At 74.7% G+C, this 19,312-nt stretch carries 16 protein-coding genes; 10 read left to right on the top strand and 6 right to left on the bottom strand.

The annotated features are described in order from the left end of the window. Positions 1-9: 9 nt before the first annotated feature. Both ACT3TZ_RS07305 and ACT3TZ_RS07310 read right to left on the bottom strand, forming a co-directional pair. Positions 10-1,404 (bottom strand): bifunctional o-acetylhomoserine/o-acetylserine sulfhydrylase, encoded by a 1,395-nt coding sequence (locus ACT3TZ_RS07305; RefSeq protein WP_444582740.1) that lies wholly within the window; start codon positions 1,402-1,404, stop codon positions 10-12. 122 nt (positions 1,405-1,526) lie between these two features. Next, positions 1,527-2,837 carry a dicarboxylate/amino acid:cation symporter gene (locus ACT3TZ_RS07310; protein WP_444582741.1) on the bottom strand — a complete coding sequence of 437 codons (1,311 nt, stop codon included), beginning with the start codon at positions 2,835-2,837 and terminating at the stop codon, positions 1,527-1,529. A 240-nt stretch (positions 2,838-3,077) separates the two neighbouring features. Here ACT3TZ_RS07310 and ACT3TZ_RS07315 point away from each other — a divergent pair, with 240 nt between their 5' ends. The 6 genes from ACT3TZ_RS07315 to ACT3TZ_RS07340 all read left to right on the top strand — a co-directional run bounded on the left by ACT3TZ_RS07315 (position 3,078) and on the right by ACT3TZ_RS07340 (position 10,086). Next, positions 3,078-3,806: a FadR/GntR family transcriptional regulator gene (locus tag ACT3TZ_RS07315; RefSeq protein WP_444582742.1), complete on the top strand. Its 729-nt coding sequence runs from the start codon at positions 3,078-3,080 to the stop codon at positions 3,804-3,806. 189 nt (positions 3,807-3,995) lie between these two features. Further along, positions 3,996-4,688, top strand: coding sequence for a YoaK family protein (locus ACT3TZ_RS07320; RefSeq protein WP_444582743.1), 693 nt, complete (start codon positions 3,996-3,998; stop codon positions 4,686-4,688). Continuing rightward, positions 4,685-5,848, top strand: coding sequence for an acetamidase/formamidase family protein (locus tag ACT3TZ_RS07325; protein ID WP_444582744.1), 1,164 nt, complete (start codon positions 4,685-4,687; stop codon positions 5,846-5,848). The genes ACT3TZ_RS07320 and ACT3TZ_RS07325 overlap by 4 nt, the downstream gene beginning before the upstream one ends. Before the next feature lie 77 nt (positions 5,849-5,925). Further along, on the top strand, positions 5,926-7,500 hold the full coding sequence (locus tag ACT3TZ_RS07330) for an AtzH-like domain-containing protein (RefSeq protein ID WP_444582745.1): 1,575 nt from the start codon (positions 5,926-5,928) through the stop codon (positions 7,498-7,500). A gap of 34 nt (positions 7,501-7,534) precedes the next feature. Beyond that, on the top strand, positions 7,535-8,791 hold the full coding sequence (locus ACT3TZ_RS07335; protein ID WP_444582746.1) for a pyridoxal-phosphate-dependent aminotransferase family protein: 1,257 nt from the start codon (positions 7,535-7,537) through the stop codon (positions 8,789-8,791). Beyond that, complete coding sequence (locus ACT3TZ_RS07340) at positions 8,788-10,086, top strand: allantoate amidohydrolase (RefSeq protein WP_444582747.1); 1,299 nt, start codon at positions 8,788-8,790, stop codon at positions 10,084-10,086. Before ACT3TZ_RS07335 ends, ACT3TZ_RS07340 begins: the two co-directional genes overlap by 4 nt. 114 nt (positions 10,087-10,200) lie before the next feature. Here ACT3TZ_RS07340 and ACT3TZ_RS07345 read toward each other — a convergent pair whose 3' ends face one another. Then, entirely contained in the window at positions 10,201-11,298 is a 1,098-nt protein-coding gene (locus ACT3TZ_RS07345; protein WP_444582748.1) for an LLM class flavin-dependent oxidoreductase, read from the bottom strand. 100 nt (positions 11,299-11,398) lie between these two features. Between ACT3TZ_RS07345 and ACT3TZ_RS07350 the strand changes: the two genes are divergently transcribed. Together ACT3TZ_RS07350 and ACT3TZ_RS07355 are read left to right on the top strand one after the other, a co-directional pair. Next, the gene (locus ACT3TZ_RS07350; RefSeq protein ID WP_444582749.1) at positions 11,399-11,878 is read left to right on the top strand and encodes a MarR family winged helix-turn-helix transcriptional regulator; all 480 of its coding nucleotides are present in this window, start codon (positions 11,399-11,401) and stop codon (positions 11,876-11,878) included. 54 nt (positions 11,879-11,932) lie between these two features. Continuing rightward, entirely contained in the window at positions 11,933-12,859 is a 927-nt protein-coding gene (locus tag ACT3TZ_RS07355) for a zinc-binding dehydrogenase (RefSeq protein WP_444582750.1), read from the top strand. Positions 12,860-12,895: 36 nt separating this feature from the next. On the opposite strand, the gene ACT3TZ_RS07360 is transcribed toward ACT3TZ_RS07355, so the two are convergent. The 3 genes from ACT3TZ_RS07360 to ACT3TZ_RS07370 form a co-directional block, all read right to left on the bottom strand. Next, entirely contained in the window at positions 12,896-14,548 is a 1,653-nt protein-coding gene (locus ACT3TZ_RS07360; protein ID WP_444582751.1) for an ABC-F family ATP-binding cassette domain-containing protein, read from the bottom strand. A 181-nt stretch (positions 14,549-14,729) separates the two neighbouring features. Further along, on the bottom strand, positions 14,730-15,692 hold the full coding sequence (locus ACT3TZ_RS07365) for an N-acetylmuramic acid 6-phosphate etherase (RefSeq protein ID WP_444582752.1): 963 nt from the start codon (positions 15,690-15,692) through the stop codon (positions 14,730-14,732). A 106-nt stretch (positions 15,693-15,798) separates the two neighbouring features. Next, positions 15,799-17,265 carry a glycoside hydrolase family 3 N-terminal domain-containing protein gene (locus ACT3TZ_RS07370; protein ID WP_444582753.1) on the bottom strand — a complete coding sequence of 489 codons (1,467 nt, stop codon included), beginning with the start codon at positions 17,263-17,265 and terminating at the stop codon, positions 15,799-15,801. A gap of 171 nt (positions 17,266-17,436) precedes the next feature. On the opposite strand from ACT3TZ_RS07370, the gene ACT3TZ_RS07375 reads away from it, so the two are divergent. Together ACT3TZ_RS07375 and ACT3TZ_RS07380 are read left to right on the top strand one after the other, a co-directional pair. Continuing rightward, a complete protein-coding gene (locus ACT3TZ_RS07375; RefSeq protein WP_444582754.1) occupies positions 17,437-18,456 on the top strand; it encodes an N-acetylglucosamine kinase in 1,020 nt (339 codons plus the stop codon). 68 nt (positions 18,457-18,524) lie between these two features. Continuing rightward, the gene (locus tag ACT3TZ_RS07380; RefSeq protein WP_444582755.1) at positions 18,525-19,238 is read left to right on the top strand and encodes a DUF1345 domain-containing protein; all 714 of its coding nucleotides are present in this window, start codon (positions 18,525-18,527) and stop codon (positions 19,236-19,238) included. Positions 19,239-19,312 lie beyond the last annotated feature (74 nt).

Consider the following 19,312-nt stretch of genomic DNA (forward strand, 5'->3'; position numbering starts at 1 on the left):
ACCGGTCGCTCAGGCGTCCTGCCCGGTGCTCTCCGTGCCCGCGGTGCTCGCTGTGCCCGCCGTGCTCGGTGCGATCTCGCCGGCGTCGCCGCTCGCGAGCGCCGCGAAGCCGCGGTCGAGGTCGGCGAGGATGTCGTCGATGTGCTCGAGGCCCACCGACAGCCGCACGAAGCCGGGCTCGACGCCCGCGGCGCGCTGCTCGGCCGCGGTGAGCTGGGCGTGGGTGGTCGTGGCCGGGTGGATCACGAGCGAGCGCACGTCGCCGATGTTGGCCACGAGCGAGTGCAGCTCGAGGGCGTCGACGAAACGACGTCCCGTCTCGGCACCGCCGGGCACGACGAACCCGAGCACCGAGCCCGCGCCGCGCGGCAGGTACTGCTGGGCGCGGTCGTGGTACGGCGAGCCCTCCAGACCCGCGTAGGCGACCGATTCGACCTGCGGGTGGGCGGCCAGGTACTCGGCGACACGCTGTGCGTTCTCGACGTGGCGCTCGACGCGCAGCGGCAGGGTCTCCAGGCCCTGGGCGATGAGGAAGGCGCTGTGCGGGGCGATCGCGGGACCGAGGTCGCGCAGCAGCTGCACGCGGGCCTTGATGGCGTACGGCGGCAGGTCCGGCGCGAGCTGGGAGTAGACGAGGCCGTGGTAGCTCTCGTCGGGCTCGTTGAAGCCGGGGAACCTCTCGGGATCTGCCGAGTAGTCGAAGGTGCCCGCGTCCACGATCACGCCGGCGATGGTGGTGCCGTGCCCGCCCAGGAACTTCGTCGCGGAGTGGACGACGACGTCGGCGCCGTGCTCGATGGGTCGCAGCAGGTACGGGGTCGCGACCGTGTTGTCGACGATCAGCGGGATCCCGGCCTCGTGCGCGACGTCGGCGACCTCCCGCACCCGCAGGATGTCCTGGCGGGGGTTGGGGATCGTCTCGGCGTAGATCGCCGTGGTGTTCGGGGCGATCGCGGCGCGCCAGGAGTCGAGGTCGTCGGGGTCCTCGACGAAGCGGGCCTCGATGCCGAGCCTCGGCAGCGTGTGCCGGAACAGGTTGAAGGTGCCGCCGTACAGGCTCGGGGACACGACGATGGAATCGCCGGCGCCGGCGACGTTGAGGATCGCGAGGGTCGTGGCGCTCTGGCCCGAGGACAGGAGCAGCCCTGCCGCGCCGCCCTCGAGCGCCGCGATGCGATCCTCCACCACGGCCTGGGTGGGGTTGGTGATCCGGGTGTAGATGGGGCCCAGCTCCGCGAGGCCGAAGCGGTCCGCGGCGACCTTCGTGTTCTCGAAGACGAAGCTCGTGGTCTGGTCGATCGGCAGGGCACGCGCGCCGGTGGCCGGATCCGGGGTCTGGCCCGCGTGGATGGCGAGCGTCTCGAAGTGCGGGGAGGTCTCGGTGTGCGTCTGATCCTGTGACATGGGCACATCGTGAGGGCGGTCACGAGGGACGGCAAGGCCGTGTGAACCATCGTGACCGCCCCGACGGGCGTGCGGTGCGGTGCGGTGCAGTGCGGCGCGGTGCGCTGAGGCGCGGTGCGAGGTCAGTCGAGCGCGTCGGCCTTCTCGAACCGGGCGGTGAGCGCCCCGAGGTCCACGGGTCCGCTCGCGGCCACCGCGCCGCCCTCGTACACGTCGCGGTCGATCTCGTCGGAGGCGTTGGCCACGAGCATCGAGACGAAGGAGTCGCCGTTGACGTTGAGGAAGGTGCGGAAGATCCCCGCGAACCAGTCGACGGCGATCAGCAGGCCCACGGCCGCGAACGGCAGGCCCAACGACGTGGCCAGGAACATCGCCACGACGGGGAACCCGCCGGGCACGGTGATGGTGCCCATGTTGAGCAGGATCGCCAGCGCCATGCCGAGGACGATCGTGCCGGGATCCAGCTGCACCCCGCCGGTCTGGGCGAGGAACATGATGACGATCATGTAGTTGAGCACCGCGCCGTAGGACCCCATGGTCAGGCCCACCGACAGGGTGAAGTTCGCGACCCGGGGGCTCACGCCCAGCTTCTCGACCGCGGTGCGCAGGACCGTCGGGAAGGTCACGGCCGAGCTGGTGGTGGTCACGGCGATCATCGTCTGGTCCCCGAGCTTGCCCGGGAGCCGCAGGGGCGACAGGCCCGTGCGCAGCGCCGTGACGACCACGAACAGCGCCAGCAGGATCAGCACGCCCAGGAGCGTGGCGCCCAGGTACTTCACGGCGCCGACGACGACCGCGAAGCCGACGGTGCCCGAGAGGTTGCCCAGCAGGCAGAACACGCCGATGGGCGCGATGACCATGACCAGGCGGATCATCGTGAGCACGACCTGCTGGATCTGGTCGAACAGGTCCAGCACCATGCGGTTGCCGCTGCGCTGGATGTAGGCGTTCAGCACGACGCCGAACAGCAGCGAGAACACGATGATCGGGACCATCGTGGCCGTCGACATGGCCTCGAAGATGTTGGTCGAGACGAAGTTCAGCAGCGTCTCCTGCCATCCCTGCGCCTCCTGTGCGGAGGCCTCGAGCGCCGGGTCGACGGTGCCGCTGAAGTCGATGCCTGCGCCGGGGCGCACGAGGATGCTGATGACCCAGCCCAGCAGCGCCGCGACGGCGGAGAAGCCGATCATCCAGCGGAAGGTGCGCAGGGCCATGCGCCCCATGCCCGATCCGGTCATCGACCCCGTCGCGACGATGACCGACGCCATCACGAGCGGGACGATCGCCATCTGGATGAGACGGATGAACAGGTCGCCGACGAACTTGAGGTTGGCCGCCCACGGGCCGACGACGAGTCCGAAGGCGATGCCGAGGATCGCAGCCGCTCCGATGAGCAGCGCGGGATTCTTCCAGGCCTTCTTCATGGGGTTCATGGGGATCCTCCAGTCGGGATGCCGCCGTCCACCGAGGTGTGGCCGAAGCGGTAGGACCAAAAGTGGTCGACCAGGGGCGCGCCGTCACCCCCGAGGGCCCGTCGTCACCCGTTCGTTACCGAACTCGGGCCGACCCCGGGGTGCGCGCCGCCCGGGACCCCTGCCGTCGAGGCGGCCGTGGGAGACTGTGGCCGCGCGCGGCCGGGACCCCGGTCCCCGTCAGAGAGGTGGAGGACGCACATGGCCGATGCCGCACATCCCGTGCTGGGTCCCCTCCCCCGTTCCAGCCCGCACGTGGCCGACGACATCGCGCGCCATCTCGAGCGGCTCATCGTCTCCGGTGCCCTGCCCCCCGGTCGAGCCCTGCCGCCCGAACGTGCGCTCGCCCTGGATCTCGGCGTCTCCCGCAACGCCCTGCGCGAGGGGCTGACCCGGCTCGCGGGCCTGGGCCTGCTGGACCGTCGCCAGGGCAGCGGCAACCGCGTGAGCAGGACGATCCCTCTCACCGCGACCCTCGCCGACGGCCTGCGGGCGGCCCCGGCCGAGTTCGAGCACTCCGCGGAGTTCCGCTCGGTGATCGAGCCCCGGATCGCGCGCCTGGCCGCCGAGCGGATCGACCCCACGGGCCTCACGGCGCTCGGCGAGCTGCTCACGGACGCCGATCGCGAGACCGACTCCGACCGCTCCGCCGCGCTCGACATCGCCTTCCACACCGCGCTCGCCCAGGCCACCGGCAATCCCCTGCTCGCGACCCTCGGGCAGCTGATCGCCTCGTGGACGGTCGAGGCGCGCGTGTTCTCCCACCTCGAGGACGAGGGGCGCACCCTCTCGCGCACGGGCCACGGCAGGATCCTCGCCGCGCTGCGCGCCGGGGACGCCGAGGCCGCGGACTACGCGATGCGGATCCACCTCGCCGAGATCCGGGACGTCATCGAGAAGGTCCGCACGGCCGAGGCCTCCGAGATCTGACGGCGATCCCACCGCCCGAGCCGAAGGTCACGGGCGTGCAACGACGCCCTCCGCGCCTGTACGTGGCCCTACCAATCTGTCTACGGTGAGCCCGCGCTCCCCTCCGGAGCGCGCTCCTGGATCGGGTGCCGACATCGGCCCCGCCCTCGCCCTCGCACCCCGGAAGGCCCCGTGCAGACCCTCTCCCGCATGCAGGAACGGCCCGCCGTCGCCGTGCGCCTGCTCATGGCCCTCACCTTCGTCACCGGGCTCGTGGACGCCGTGGGGTACCTCGCGCTGGACCGCGTGTTCGTCGGGAACATGACCGGCAACATCGTGATCCTGGGCATGGCCGTGGCCGGCGGCGACGACCTGCCCGTGCTCGGGCCCGTGATCGCGCTCGTCACGTTCACGGTCGGCGCCTACGGCGCCGGCCTCGCGCTGCGGCACCGACGCCGCGTCTGGTCCGGTGCGGTGACGACGCTGCTGACGATCGGCGCCGCCGTGCTCCTGGCCCTCGGCGCCGCCTTCGCGGTCACCGGCGGCGACGGCACCCCCGCGCTCGTGCTCGTGGCCTCCTCGGCGACCGCCGCCGTCATGGGGATCCAGGCCGCCGTCGCCCGCAGTCTCGCCGTGGCCGACCTGACCACGGTCGTCGTCACCTCCACCCTCACCTCCCTGGCCAGCGAGAGCCTCGTCGACGACGGGGTCCGCGGCCTCTGGGGCCGACGGTGCGCGGCCATCGGCGTGCTGTTCCTCGGCGCACTCGTCGGGGCCCTGCTGCTGCGTCTGGGCACGGCCGCCCCGCTGGTCCTCGCGGCCGCCCTGACGCTGGGCGTCGTCCTCGCGGGCCACCGGATCCTCCACACCGCACCGGACCCCTCCCAGGAGACCCCCCGATGAGCATCTCGACACCGCTGGGCCCGACCCTCGCGCCCGAGGCCCCGGGCCCCGTCGTGCCCACCCTGCAGCCCCACCGGGGAGAGCTGCCCGGGGACCACTACCTCCCCTCGACGCCGGCGACGGTGCGGTGGGGGCGTCTGCCGTGCGCCTCCGACCCCGCCGTCCTGACGATCGTCTCCGGGGAGTCGGTCACGATCGACACCGTGAGCCACGAGGGGATCCTCGAGGACCAGGGCCGGGATCCGGTGGCGTTCTTCGGCCGCGAGGGGGTGGCCGAGAAGGACGTGCTCACCGACGCCCGCGAGGTCGCCGCCGCGGCGCCGCGGGACGCGAGCTGCGACGGACCGCACGTCGTCACCGGACCCATCGCCGTGACCGGCGCCCGGCCCGGCGACCTGCTGCGCATCACGGTGCAGCAGCTGGTGCCGCGCGTGGGCTACGGCGTGGTGTCCAGCCGCCACGGTCGCGGCGCCCTGGCCGGGGAGCTCCCCCGCGGACCGCACGACGTCAGCGTCTTCACCCCCGTGCAGCGCGGCGACGACGGCCTCGTCGGCGCCCTGCCCCTCGTCGACGGCGGGGACCGGGCGATCCGGTTCCCCCTGGCGCCGTTCCTGGGCACGATGGGTGTGGCCGTCGCCGGGGGCACCCACCCCCATTCGGTGCCCCCCGGGCCGCACGGCGGCAACCTCGACGTGAACCTGCTCGTCGAGGGCACAGCCCTCCTCCTGCCTGTGCAGGTCCCCGACGCCCTCGCCTATGTGGGCGACCCGCATTTCGCCCAGGGGGACGGCGAGGTCGCGCTCACCGCCCTCGAGGCCCCGCTGCGGGCGACCCTGCGCTTCGACGTGATCGACCAGGACACGGCACGTCGCCGCTACGGGACCCTGCGGGGACCGATGATCCGCACCCCCGAGCACCTCGTGCCCACCGGCATGGACCCCGACCTCGACGAGGCGATGCGCGCGTGCGTGCGCGCCGCCGTCTCCCTGCTGCGCGCCCGCTACGGCATGGCCGAGCACCTCGCGTACGCCTACCTCTCGGCCGCGACGGACTTCGACATCTCCCAGGTGGTCGACATCGTCTGCGGCGTGCACGCCCGGATCCGGCTCGCGGACTTCGATGCCGTGCCCGCCGAGCCCGAGCGCTGGACCGCGACATGACGGCGGCACGGCAGGTTCCGGACCCGGACACGCTCCCCCGCACGGCGCCCGGGATCCTCGCGCGGCACGATGGACCCGTGGACGTCCCGATCCCCCCGGACCTGCTCGCCGCCGCCGAGCTGTACGAGCGCGCGCTCGCGGACGACGACCTCGCGGTGCTCGACGCGATGTTCGCCCCGGGTCCGGCCACCCTGCGCGGAGATGCCGCGGGCCTGCTCGTCGGCCACGAGGCGATCAGCGCCTTCCGGGGCGCCCGGGGCGGGGTGCCGCCGCGGACGATCACCCGCATCGAGCACCGGCCCTGCGGCGAGGGCTTCGCGCTCCTGGTGTCGGTCTCGAGGTACGCCGACGGCGGCTCCGGGCTGCAGACCCAGCTGTGGCAGCGCCTCGACGGGCACTGGCGGATCGCCGCCGCGCACGTGGCCCCCCGGCCGCAGGCCCTGGACACCTCGGTGTGGCGGGTCCTGGGGGATCCCCTCGTGCCCGCCGTCCAGGACGGCCCCCTCACCGGGCTGTCGGTCGCGGTCAAGGATCTCTTCGCCGTGGCCGGGCAACGGATCGGCGCCGGCAATCCCGCGTTCCTCGCCGAGTCCCGGCCGCAGGGCACGGACGCGGACGCCGTCGCGGACCTCCGGGACGGCGGGGCGACGGTGCGCGGCATCGCCCGCACCGACGAGTTCGCGTACTCGATCGCCGGACGCAATGCCCACCACGGCACGCCCCCCAACGCCGCCGTCCCCGGCACCCTCCCCGGCGGCTCCTCGAGCGGCCCGGCGAGCGCCGTCGGGCTGGGCCAGGCCGCTGTGGGGCTGGCGACCGACACGGCCGGCTCGGTGCGCGTCCCGGCCTCCTACCAGGGGCTGTGGGGACTGCGCACGACCCACGGGCGCATCTCCCGCGCAGGCCTGCTGCCGCTCGCGCCGAGCTTCGACACCGTCGGCTGGCTGACCCGCGACGGATCGACCCTCGAACGGGTCGTCGCGCACTGCCTCCCGAACGCGGCCGGGGCCTCCGCTCCCCTGCCCTGGCATCTGAGCGTCCCCACGGACCTGCTCGCCGCCGTCGAACCCGCCACCGCCGCCGCCTTCGAGGCGCTGCTCGCGACTCTGGCCCGCGACCCGGCGGGGCCCGAGCTCGCGCACGGCGAGCTCGGCGACCTCGACCGCATCCAGGACGTCTTCCGCACGGTCCAGGGCGCGGAGGCCTGGGCCACCCACGGCACCTGGGTGGGCGAGCACCCCGGGCAGCTCGGTGCCGACGTCGCCGAGCGCTTCGGCATCGCCGCCAGGATCGGGCCCGCCGAGGAGGCCGCGGCGCGCACGGACCTCACGGCCCTGCGGGCGCGCCTGACCGACCGGGTCCGGGACACGGTCCTGATCCTGCCCACGGTCCCCGGCGCCGCCCCGCCGCTCGACATCGCCGGGGACGCCCTGGACGCCGTCCGCGCGGCCACGCTGCGCCTGACCACACCGGCGGCCGTGGGCGGCCTGCCGAGCATCTCGCTGCCCCTGCTCACCGTGCCCGGGCCGCGCGGTCCCGCGCCGCTGGGCATCGCGCTGATCGCCCGCGCGGGCAGCGACCTCGCACTGGTCCGCCTCGCCCGTCGCCTCGCGTCCCTGGTCGGCACCGCCCGCGGCCAGGAACCCGCATGACCACCGCCATCCCCACCCCCGCATCGGAGCCCGCATGACCACCGCCGCCACCCCCCTCCCCGGCCCGATCGATCCCCCGACCCGCCTGCTCATGGGGCCGGGCCCCATCAACCCCTACCCGAGCGTCCTGCGGTCGATGTCGGCGCCGCTGGTCGGGCAGTACGACCCGTTCATGACGGCGACCATGGCCGAGACCCAGGCCCTCTACCGTGCGGTGTGGCGCACCGACAACGACGCCACCGTGCTGGTCGACGGCACCTCGCGCGCCGGCATCGAGGCGGCCCTGGTCTCCCTGATCCGCCCCGGCGACCGCGTGCTGGTGCCCGTGTTCGGCCGCTTCGGGCACCTCCTCGCCGAGATCGCCGAGCGGGCGCTGGCCGAGGTGCACACGATCGAGGTGCCGTGGGGGCAGGTGTTCCCCACCTCCGTCCTCGCGGAGGCCGTGGCGCGGGTGCGTCCCGTCGTCGTCGCGCTGGTCCAGGGCGACACCTCGACCACGATGAACCAGCCCCTGGACGGGATCGGGGAGATCTGCGCCCGCCACGGAGCGATGCTCTACACGGATGCGACCGCGTCCCTGTGCGGCAACCCCTTCGAAGCCGATGCCTGGGGCGTCGACGCCGCGACCGCCGGGCTGCAGAAGTGCCTGGGCGGCCCGTCCGGCTCCTCCCCGCTCACCCTGAGCGAGCGCGCCGTCGAGGTCGTGCGGTCGCGCCCCCGCGTCGAGGCCGGGATCCGCGAGGACGACGACCCTCTCGGCGCCGAGTTCATCCGCTCGAACTATTTCGACCTCGGCATGATCCTGGACTACTGGGGGCCCCGCCGCCTGAACCACCACACCGAGGCCACGTCGATGCTCTATGCGGCCCGGGAGTGCGCCCGGCTGCACCTGGCCGAGGGCCACGAGGCGGTCCTCGCACGCCACCGGCTGGCCGGCGAGGCGATGCTCGCGGGCGTGCGCGCCCTGGGGCTGGAGACCTTCGGGGACCTGGGGCACCGGATGCACAACGTGCTCGCCGTGCACATCCCCAGCGAGGTGCCGGGCGACGCCGTGCGCACGGAGCTCCTCGAGGACTTCGGCATCGAGATCGGCACCTCCTTCGGCCCGCTCCACGGCCGTGTGTGGAGGATCGGGACGATGGGGTTCAACGCCCGTCGCGACGCGGTGCTCACGACGCTCGCGGCCCTGGGCGCGGTGCTCGCGCGGCACCGGCCTCACGACGGCCTCGCGGCGCCCGCCTCCGAGGCGGTCGCCGCGGCGACCGCCGTGTACGACGGGGCCGGCGCATGAGGCCCGGCGAGGGCCTGGACCCCGTCGCGGTCCAGGACGCGGCGCGCCGTGTGATGGCCCGCTGCGACGCCCTCGCGAGCATCACCGCCACGCCCGGCGCGATCGAGCGCGTGTACCTCTCCCCCGAGCACGCCCGCGCCAACCGGGCGGCCGCCGGGTGGATGCGCGAGCTCGGGATGACTGCCCGTGAGGATGCGGCGGGCAACCTCGTCGGGCGTCTGGACACCGCGGACTCGGAGTCGGCGGCGCTGCTGCTGGGCTCCCACCTCGACACCGTCCCGGACGCGGGCCGCTACGACGGGATGGCCGGCGTGCTCATCGCCCTGGCGGTCGTGCGCCTGCTGCGGCGACGTGCCGACGACGGCACCTGGCGCTCCCCCTTCCCCTTCGCCCTCGAGGTGATCGCCTTCTGGGACGAGGAGGGCACCCGCTTCGGCACCGCCCTGCTGGGCTCCTCGGCGGTCGCGGGCACGTGGGACCCCGCCTGGTGGGAGCTCACGGACGACTCCGGCACGACCCTGCGCGAGGCGTTCGCGGACTTCGGCCTGGACCCGAGCCGGATCGGCGACGCCGCCCGCCGTCCCGAGGAGCTGCGCGGCTACCTCGAGGCGCACATCGAGCAGGGCCCCGAGCTGGACCGCCGCGGGGAGCCGCTGGCGGTCGTCTCCTCGATCGCGAGCGCCCGCCGCTTCCATCTGACCGTCGAGGGGCAGGCCCGCCACGCGGGCGGCACCCCGTACGACATGCGTCACGACGCGCTGCTGGGCGCCTCCGAGGCCGCGCTGGCGGTCGAACGGATCTGCCGGGGCGAGCACCACGCGGTCGGGACGGTCGGCCGGCTCGAGACCTTCCCCGGCGCGGTGAACATCGTGCCCGGCGAGGCGCGCCTCAGCCTGGACCTGCGCGGGGAGCTCGACGAGACCCGGGACCGGGTGTGGGAGAGCATCGGGAAGGAGCTCGACGTCATCGCGGGCCGCCGCGGGCTGCGGTGGCGGGCCGAGGAGTTCCACAGCGCACCCGCCGTGCTCTGCGCGCCGCTGCTGCAGGACGTGATCCGCGCCGGGATCGTGGCGACCCTGCCCGCGGGCGCCGATGACCCCGCGACGATCTACAGCCGCGCGGGCCACGACGGCATGGCGCTGGGCGCCCTGACGGACATCGGCATGGTGTTCCTGCGCAACCCCGACGGCATCAGCCACCACCCGGCGGAGTCCGTGTCCTCCCAGGACGTGGCCGCGGGCATCCGGGCGCTCGGTGCCGCGGTGACCCATCTGGCCGCCGAACCCGCTCCGTAGGGTCCCGTCGGAGCTGCTCCGCGGACCCGCCGGAGAGGCGCTGTGCCCGGCGTGCCCGGGCAGGTCGCAGGCTCCGTGAGGAACCGCGTCGGGACCGGTCCCCGGCGCCTCGCATCACGCGGTCGCGGCCCCCTGGGCGGTGCTCCGGTCCTCCGGTGCCCCGGATCCGGCATCGGCCGCGAGCAGCTCCCGGACCCGCGGGATCACCCGCTCCCCGTACAGCTCGACGCTGCGCAGGCGCGCCTGCGCCGAGACGGTCCCGGCCGCGCTGTAGACCATGTCGAAGCGCCCCACGTCCAGGGCGCGGATGGCCTGGGCGATGCGGCGTGCGACCGTCTCGGGGGAGCCGACGTACAGCGACCCCTGGGCGACCTCCGCCTCGAACTCCTCGCGGCGCACGGGCGGCCACCCGCGCAGCGCCCCGATCCGGTCCCGCGTCTCCTGGAACCCCGGATAGAACAGCTCGACGGCCTCCTCGTCGGTGTCCGCGACGAAGCCCGGGGAGTGCACTCCCGCCGGGCGCGGCGCGATCCCGAACTCGGTGCTCGCGCGCCGGTAGAGATCCACGTACGGGCGGAACCGCTCGGCCGGCCCGCCGATCACGGCGAGCATGAGCCGCATCCCGTAGCGGGCGGTGCGGACGACCGATTCCGGGGAGCCGCCGACGCCCACCCACGTGGGCAGGCGGCCCGACTCCGTGCGCGGATACACCTCGGCCCCGTGCAGCGCCGGGCGCGTCGAGCCCTCCCAGGTCACGGGCCCCTCGTCGAGCAGACGGTGGAACAGCTCGATCTTCTCCTCGAAGAGGAGGTCGTAGTCCTTGAGGTCGTACCCGAACAGCGGGAAGGACTCCGTGAAGGACCCCCGGCCCAGGATCACCTCGGCGCGGCCGTGGGACAGCGCATCGACGTGCGCGAAGCGTTGGAACACGCGGACCGGGTCGTCCGAGGAGAGCACTGTGACGCCCGAGGCCAGGCGGATCCGCTCGGTCACGGTCGCGATGCCCGCGAGGACGGTCTCCGGGCTCGAGATGGCGTACTCGGGCCGATGGTGCTCGCCGAGCGCGATCACGTCGATCCCGAGCCGGTCCGCGAGCACGGCCTCGGCGACCGTGGCGCGGATCGCCTCGGCATGGGAGACCACCTCGCCGTGCGCGTCGCGCGGCCGGTCCCCGAAGCTGTCGATCCCGAACTCGATGGCTGATGCGTCCATGGCGGCCTCCTGACCGACGGGGCGGGTGCACCCCGCCCCGAAAGTGATTGATACGTGAATCATCTACCCATGTGGTTCACATGTCAACTACTCTGGGGGCATGACGCATCCGCACGCGGGCCGCACCGTGCCCACACCCCGGGAGCTCGCCGCGTGGCGGGCCCACCTCGAGACCTTCGAGCAGGCGCGCGCCCGGATCGAGGCGGCGCTGCATCGCGACAGCGGCCTCTCCAGCGGCGACTACACGGTCATGCTCGCCCTCGGCGAGGCGCCCGAGCACGCGATGCGCTCCTCGGACCTCGCCGCGCACATCGGATGGGAGCGCAGCCGGCTGTCCGGTCAGCTCGGCCGCATGGAGCGCCGAGGACTCATCCGGCGCGAGGCGTGCGCGGAGGACGCACGCGGCTCGCGCACGGTGCTCACCGCCGCGGGCGCCCGCGCGTTCCGCGACGCGACGGTGCCCCACCTGCGGGCGATCCGGGCCGTCTTCGTGGACGCCTTCACCCCCGCCGAGCTGACGCGGATCCACGAGGACGCCGACACCCTGCGCGCCCACCTCGATCGGCTCGGCCCGCGCTGACACGCACCACGACCACCCCCGTCACCGACGCCCGCACCCCTGGAGGATCACCTCATGCTCGCCTGGACCACCGACCCCGACGCCCCGGGGGGACTCGCCCTCGCCGACGTCCCCGAGCCCGCTCCCGCGCCCCACGAGGCCGTGGTGCGCATCGACGCCTTCGCCCCGAATCCCGGGGACCTCGCGGGGCTGGCGGCCGCCGCGCCGGGCACGGTCCCGGGATGGGACGGCAGCGGCGTGGTGCTCGCCGCGGCGGCGGACGGGAGCGGTCCGCCGGCGGGAACCCCCGTGCTCGTGCTCGGCATGGCGGGAGGCTGGGCCCGACGACGCGCCGTGTCCACCGCGATGATCGGCTCCGCTCCCGCCGGCGCCCCCGCCGAGCGGCTCGCGACCCTGCCGGTCCCGGGAGGCAGCGCCCTGCGAGCCGTGCGCTCCCTCGGGTCGGTCCTGGGACGGAGGGTCCTCGTCTCCGGTGCGACGAGCGCCGTGGGGCGGTTCGCCGTCCAGCTCGCCGCACGGTCCGGGGCGCATGTGGTCGCGGTCGCCCGCGACACCGCGCGCCACGAGGAGCTGCGCCGGCTGGGCGCCCGCGAGACGCACACCGAGCCCCGCACCGTGGTCGACGCGGTGCACGGGGCGATCGACCTGATCGGCGGGCGTCACCTCGTCGATGCCTTCGCCCTGCTCGGCCCCGGGGGCACCGTCATCAGCCTCGGCCACGCGGCGGGCACCGAGGACGTGTTCCCCGCCGGCGCCTTCCTCGGGGACCCGCGGACCGCCGATCGGACGATCCGCACCTTCTTCCTCGCGAGCGAGCCCGGGCTCGCCGCCGAGCTCACGCTCCTGGCCGCCGATGCGACGCTCGACGCCGGTCCCCTCGACGTCCGGCCGTGGACGGAGCTCGGGGCGTGGACGGCCGCCGGGGCACCTCGCCGCGCGGGCCGCGCGGTGTTCCTCGTCGACCACCCGCAGGACGGCTGAGCACGACGCGGGCCCGGTGCGCTCCCGGGTCCGCCCTCAGAGCGCCGTCAGGTCGAGCACCCGGCCCGTCCACCGCCGCCGGAGCCAGCGGTCGTGCGAGGCGATCACCGCGGTGCCCTGCCCGTCCTGCAGCGCCCGCTCGAGGCGCGTGGCGACGTCGAGGGCGAGGTGGTTGGTGGGCTCGTCGAGGACCAGCAGCTCGGGCGGGTCGCTCAGCAGCGCGGCCAACTCGACCCGTCGCACCTGCCCGCGGGAGAGCTCCCCGAGCCGGCGGTCGAGGTCCCGCGGGTGGATCAGCCCGAACAGCTCGGGCGTCGACGCGTCGTCCGCGGCGGTCCCGGCGGCGGCCCGCAGGAGGGCGCGGGGCGTCGTCGTCGGATCCGCCTGCTCGTCCTGGGCCAGGTGGGCGATCCGCAGGGCGCGCGGCCTGCTCACGGTGCCCGCGTCCGGCGCGAGGCGGCCGATCAGCACGTCCAGCAGCGTGGACTTCCCTGCACCGTTCTCCCCTGTGATCAGCAGCTTCTCCCCGGCCGAGAGCGCGAGGGACACCGGCGCCAGGCGCCCGTCGACGGCCACCTCGCGCGCCGTGACGAGCACACCGGCCATCGGCTCCCGGCCGGCCGGGATCCCGGTGAAGTGCAGCTCCTGGGGAGGCTTGCGCACCTGCTCGCGCGTCAGGGTCTCCAGGCGCTTCCGGGCATCGCGGACCCGGCGGGAGACGACCGTCGCGGTGCGGTCGGCGTAGAACTTCTTGGACGCTCGCGCCTCCGTGCGGGGACCGCGTCCCTCGTGCCCCACGCTGTGGGACTCCTTCTCCTGGAGGCGCAGGGCGGCGAGCTCCTCCTGCTCGTCGCGAAACCGGTGCTCCCAGCGTTCGCGCGCATCGAGACGGGCCAGCAGGTAGTCGGTGAAGGTGCCGGTGTACGTCGTGGCGCCGGGGGCGGGCCCGTCCAGCGGCCCGGGGGCGTCGTCCAGGTCGATCTGCGCCCGGGTGGCCTCGTCGAGGAAGGCCCGGTCGTGGCTGGCCACGAGCACCGGCCCGGGATGCTCGGCGAGCAGGGTCGCGAGGAACTGCGCCCCGTCGGCATCGAGATGGTTGGTGGGCTCGTCCAGCAGCAGGGTCGTGGGGCGGGTGATGAGCAGGTGCGCGAGGGCGAGCCGCTCCCGCTGGCCACCGGAGATCGCATCGAGCCGCCGGTCCCGGGGGAGGTCGCCGAGCCCGAGCCCGGCCAGGATCCGCTCGGCGCGGCGCGGGGCGTCCCAGATGTCGGCGAGGGTGGCCCGGTCCAGCACCTCCTCGTAGGCGCGGGCCGCCTGCGCGGAGTCCGGGCGTTCGGCGAGGTCCTCGGCGGCGGCGGCCAGCTCCGCCTCGAGGCGACGGGCATGGTCCAGGGCGTCGGCGACGACCGCCGAGACCGTCGCCTCCGGCGCGAACGGCGCCTGCTGGTGCAGCAGGCCGATGGGACCCGGGGCCGTGACCGTGCCGCGATCCGGGGCCTCGACGCCCGCGAGGAGGCGCAGCAGAGTCGACTTCCCCGAGCCGTTCTCGCCGAGCAGGCCGGTCGGGACGCCCGCCGGGACGGTGAGCGAGACGTCGGTCAGCACGGGAAGGGCGGCGTAGGCATGGGAGATGCCTTCGGCCCGCAGGTGCAGTGCGGCCGGCGCGGGAATGAGGGTGGATGAGGGCATGGATCGGCTCCAGAGGTGAGGCACGGGCAGGGCGGGGCCGATCAGATCCACATGCCGACGACCGTACGCGGCCCGTGCGGTGAGCGCGACGGCTTTTCCCGGGTCGAGTGGTCGAGCAGCGGGAGGCGCCACCGCACACCGTCGACGTCGCCGCAGGCGGGGGCGCGATCCCTGGTCGCGCCTACGAGATCGACGCCACCGCCGAGCGGATCCCCGCAGGGTCCCCGCCCCGCGCCGCATCCGGACCGAAGGCATCGGCCGCGGAGCGCGCCGTGGCCGCGTCCGAGCCCGCGAGCAGGGCCACGAGCGCCACGCGCACGCTGCCATCGGCGTCCTCGAGCATCGCCGCCGCGGTGTCGGCATCGGCCCCCGAGGCCTGGACCAGAAGGCGCACGGTGCGGGCCACGAGCTTGGCGTTGGTGGGGCGCACGTCGATCATGAGGTTGGAGTAGGTGGTGCCCAGGCGCACCATGACGGCCGTCGACAGCGCGTTCAGCGTGAGCTTCTGGGCGGTGCCGGCCTTCATCCGGGTCGAGCCCGTGACCACTTCGGGGCCCACCTCCAGGAGGATCGGGACGTCGGCCCAGGGGGCGAGGGAGGCGCGGGGGTTCGCGGCGATGAGCGCCGTGGGCAGGCCGCGCTCACGGGCGGCGCGGAGGGCGCCGCCCACGAACGGGGTGCGGCCGCTCGCGGCCAGGCCGATCACGACGTCCCCGTCCTCGCAGTCCTCGGCGACGAGCTGCGCGCCCGCCTCCTCGTCGTCCTCGGCACCCTCGACGGCGACGAGCATCGCCGGTTCCCCACCCGCGAGGTGCGCGGTGACCATGTCGGGGGTCGCGCCGTAGGTGGGGGCCAGCTCGACGGCATCCAGCACCCCCAGGCGCCCTGAGGTGCCCGCGCCGACGTAGTGGACGGTGCGGCCGGCGGAGATCGCGGCGACGCACACCTCGACCAGCTCCGCGATCCGCGGGGCCTGCGCCTGGACGGCGGCGGCCACGCGCGCGTCGTCGGCGAGGATCAGGTCGACCAGGCCCGGGGCGTCGAGGGTGTCGAGGTCGCGGCTGCGGGGGTTGCGCTCCTCGGTCGTCGAGTCGAGGGCGACGAGGCCCTTCCAGGCGTCCTCGGGTGCGGGGCGGGCGGTCATGGGCTGTCTCCTGCGGGGTTCGGTGGACGGGTGCTCGGGGGGTCGGGCCGACAGATCCACGGTACGGGGGTCGTCTGCCGCAGGGGCCGGCGAGGGCGCGGGGTCCTCAGCCGTGTCCCGCGGCGATCAGGGCGTCGACGGCTGCGACCTGCATCGCCCTGCCTCTGCCGGAGACCTGCACGCGGCGCGGATGGTCGGGGGCCGCATCGGGGACACCGAGGTGCACGACGATCGCGTCGGGGCGCCGCGCGAGGACCGAGGCGAGGGCCTCGCGCTCCTCGGGATCCGAGCGCGGGAGCCGGGTCAGGACGAGCACCGTGCCCGCCCCGTCGAGGTCCGCCGGGTACCGGGCGTCCTCGGCGATGTAGCCGCGCTCGCGCAGCAGCCCCGCCAGCAGCGAGCGACGGGTCCCGGCCGCGAAGTCGTGGCCGGCCCGCGCATCGACCACGATCACGGACCCGCCGGTGATCGCGGCACGACGCAGGCCGATGGCCCGGCGCGCCCCGTCGGCACCGATCCGGGCGAGGGCACCGAGGGCCTCGGGCAGCTCCGGGGCACCGACCGTGGCACGCCGCACCCGCAGGGTGCGCACGCGCTCGCGGGTCTCCTCGGCCCGTCGCCGCAGCATCTCCCGCGGGATCCTGCCGCTCTCGACGGCCGCGAGCACCGCGTCGTGGGCCTCGGCGAGCATCGCCTCGCCGTCGCGGCGGATCGCGGTGCCCAGGCACAGCAGGTGGGCGCCGGCCTCGATCGCCCGGACGGCGGCCTCGCCGTAGCCCGGGTCCTCCGAGACCGCGGCCATGTCCAGCGCGTCGGTGATCACGAGGCCGCGGAACCCCCAGTTCCCGGCGACCTCGTCGAGCAGCCTCCGGGACCACGACGAGATCGAGGCCGGCCCCTCGCCGAGCGCCGGCACGAGGATGTGCGCCGTCATCACGGCGTCGAGCCACGGGGCCAGCTCCCACGGCTCGAGGTGCTGGGCGCGGAAGACGTCCTCGGGGAGGTCCACGATCGGCAGCGCCGTGTGGGAGTCCACATGCGTCGCGCCGTGTCCCGGGAAGTGCTTGCCGCAGGAGCCGACGCCCGCCTCGCGCAGCCCGGTCGCGATCGCGCGGCCGTGCCGGGTCACCAGGTCGGGATCGGCGCCGAAGGCGCGGGTGCCGATCACGGGATTGCGGGGATCGGTCGAGACGTCCAGCACGGGCGCCAGATCGAGGTCGACGTCGCAGGCCGCGAGGAGGTCGCCCAGGGCGCGCCCGGTGCGCCGGGTGAGGGACGTGTCATCCACAACCCCGAGCGCCCAGGCCGAGGGCAGGTCGGAGCCGGTCGAGGCCTGCAGGCGGCTCACGTCGCCGCCCTCCTCGTCGAGGGTGACCAGCGCGTCCGGGGCGATCTCGTGGACGGCGCCGGCGACCTCGCGGCAGGTGGCGGGGTCCGGGGTGTTGTGCCCGAACAGGATCACCCCGGGCAGTCCCCCGCCGAGGGCGCGCTCGATGTACCCGGGCACGGTGGTGCCCTCGAAGGACGGCAGCAGGAGGCCGAGCACGTCGGCGTCGCGGTCGACGCCGGTCATCGCTGTGCTCGACAGGCTCGCCGTGCTCGACGTGCAATCATGTGGACTCCTCGGAGCCGTGGGAACCCGGGAGGCGGGCGGATCGGCCCAGTCTTCCACCGTCGCCGACATGGCCGCGACCCCGCGACACCCACGGTCCCGCAGACGCCCGCACGCACCCAGGAGTTCCCCATGGACGACGCCGGACCGCTGCACGAGAACCGCATGGACCACGACGGCCGCCCGGACCGCGATCAGCTCGCGGCCCCCGCGGGCCGCGAGGACACCGGTGCCCTGCTGATCGCCGGGGACATCGGCGGCACCACCGCCCGCATCGCCGTGGGCCTGGCGCAGGACGCTCTCCCGGAGGCGATCCGCGGCCCCGGCTGGAACCTGCGATCCAGCGGTCCCGACGCCCTCGCGGCCCTGGCCGCGACCGTGGGCGAGGCGCTCGCAGGCCGGCCCGGTTCGAGCGTGCGACGGGCGGTGCTGGCCGTCGCCGGATCCGGTCCCGCGCGCCACGCCGAGGTCACGGCACTGGCCCGCGAGACCCTCGCACCGCTGGGGATCGCCCCCGAGCGCATCGAGGTGATCGAGGACCTCCGGGCGGCCTTCGTCGCGGGCGGGGTGGGGGACGACGGCGTGCTGCTGCTCGCCGGGACCGGTGCGGTCGCCGCGCGCTACCGCGACGGGGTGCTCGAGGACCGCATCGACGGGATGGGCTGGCTGCTGGGAGACATCGCCTCCGCCGTGTGGCTGGGACGACGGGTCCTGGAGGTCGTGGCCGCGGACCTCGACGGGCGTGGCCGTCCGACCCGCCTGACCGAGCTGCTGGGCGACTGCCTGGACCTCGACCTGCGCGACGGCCTCGGAGGACCCACCGGCGACCCCCGCCAGGACCTCGTCCGGGCCATCGACCCGCTGACACCCGCCCAGTGGGGCCGCTTCGCGCCGCTGCCCGGCGAGGCGCTGCCCGACCCCGTCGCGCGGGAGATCCTGGACCAGGCGTCCCGGGCCCTCGCGCACCGGGTGAGGACCCTGGACCCGGGCGCCGAGCTGCCCATCGTCCTGGCCGGTGCCGTGCTGGCCTCCAGCGGCCCGATCCGGGACGAGCTCGTGTGCGGGCTCGAGGCCTCCGGGCACCCGGCCATCGAGGTCGCGAGCTCGGGGCTCGCCGGGGCGTGGGAGCTCGCGCGGCGCGAGACGCCGTGAACGACGAGGACACCGGCGCACCCACGGAGCGGGCCGGACGGCGCTCCTTCCTCACTCGGATGCGCGCGGTGACCGGCCGCGTTCTGCGTTCGGTCGCGGCCCGGGAGGGCCTCGCCCTCGTGATCTCGGCGGCGTTCGCGCTCGTCCTCGTCGCGGTCCTCCCCCGGTTCGACCTGTTCGGTCTGCGTGACCCCGCGGCGCGCCGGGATTTCACCGTGCTCATGGTCGTCGTCACCTGGACCGCCTTCACCACGTCGTACGCCGTGATCACCCACCTGGTGCTGCGACGCATGTCGCGCCGTGCGCTGCTCGTGGCGGTGTCCTCCTCGCTCCGGCGCAACGAAGGGTTCTGGGCGCGGATGCTGTGGGGTCGGAGCACCACGCTGGCGACCGCCGTGCAGATGCTCGGCAACGCCGCTCTGGTCGTCGTGCTGCTCCTGCAGCGGCCTGCGGGCGTCCCGGCGGTGGCTCTCATGGTGCTCGCCGTGTTCTCGGTCGCATCGGCGTGGGTGTGCTGCGCCGTCGGATTCGCGATGGAGTACGTGCGCGCCGACGAGCGCGGCGAGGGCTTCGCCATGCAGGGGTGCCCGGATCCGCTGGACCGTCGCTGGGACGAGTACCTCTTTCTCGCGGTCCTGGTGCAGACCTCCTCCTCCCCCGCCGACTTCAGCCCCCTGACCGTGGTCGCACGGCGGGCGATGCGTCGCCAGGCGGTCCTGGCCCACATCACGTCGACGGTTCTGCTCGCGGTGACCGTGTCGGCATTGACCACGGCTCTGTGAGCCGTGTGGCGCGGCACGCAGGCGCCACCACGGCGCACCACACGGCCACCTAGGATGGTCCCGTCCTCGAACTC

Source organism: Brachybacterium sp. AOP25-B2-12, assembly GCF_052378625.1.
Lineage (GTDB): Bacteria > Actinomycetota > Actinomycetes > Actinomycetales > Dermabacteraceae > Brachybacterium.

Coding starts and splice junctions, on each gene's coding strand:
- ACT3TZ_RS07370 (WP_444582753.1), bottom strand. CDS start 17,265: ATGACCGGCGTCGACCGCGACGCCGACGTGCTCGGCCTCCTGCTGCCG.
- ACT3TZ_RS07360 (WP_444582751.1), bottom strand. CDS start 14,548: ATGCCCTCATCCACCCTCATTCCCGCGCCGGCCGCACTGCACCTGCGG.
- ACT3TZ_RS07375 (WP_444582754.1), top strand. CDS start 17,437: ATGGACGACGCCGGACCGCTGCACGAGAACCGCATGGACCACGACGGC.
- ACT3TZ_RS07310 (WP_444582741.1), bottom strand. CDS start 2,837: ATGAACCCCATGAAGAAGGCCTGGAAGAATCCCGCGCTGCTCATCGGA.
- ACT3TZ_RS07365 (WP_444582752.1), bottom strand. CDS start 15,692: ATGACCGCCCGCCCCGCACCCGAGGACGCCTGGAAGGGCCTCGTCGCC.
- ACT3TZ_RS07340 (WP_444582747.1), top strand. CDS start 8,788: ATGAGGCCCGGCGAGGGCCTGGACCCCGTCGCGGTCCAGGACGCGGCG.
- ACT3TZ_RS07335 (WP_444582746.1), top strand. CDS start 7,535: ATGACCACCGCCGCCACCCCCCTCCCCGGCCCGATCGATCCCCCGACC.
- ACT3TZ_RS07350 (WP_444582749.1), top strand. CDS start 11,399: ATGACGCATCCGCACGCGGGCCGCACCGTGCCCACACCCCGGGAGCTC.
- ACT3TZ_RS07315 (WP_444582742.1), top strand. CDS start 3,078: ATGGCCGATGCCGCACATCCCGTGCTGGGTCCCCTCCCCCGTTCCAGC.
- ACT3TZ_RS07345 (WP_444582748.1), bottom strand. CDS start 11,298: ATGGACGCATCAGCCATCGAGTTCGGGATCGACAGCTTCGGGGACCGG.
- ACT3TZ_RS07355 (WP_444582750.1), top strand. CDS start 11,933: ATGCTCGCCTGGACCACCGACCCCGACGCCCCGGGGGGACTCGCCCTC.
- ACT3TZ_RS07325 (WP_444582744.1), top strand. CDS start 4,685: ATGAGCATCTCGACACCGCTGGGCCCGACCCTCGCGCCCGAGGCCCCG.
- ACT3TZ_RS07305 (WP_444582740.1), bottom strand. CDS start 1,404: ATGTCACAGGATCAGACGCACACCGAGACCTCCCCGCACTTCGAGACG.
- ACT3TZ_RS07320 (WP_444582743.1), top strand. CDS start 3,996: ATGCAGGAACGGCCCGCCGTCGCCGTGCGCCTGCTCATGGCCCTCACC.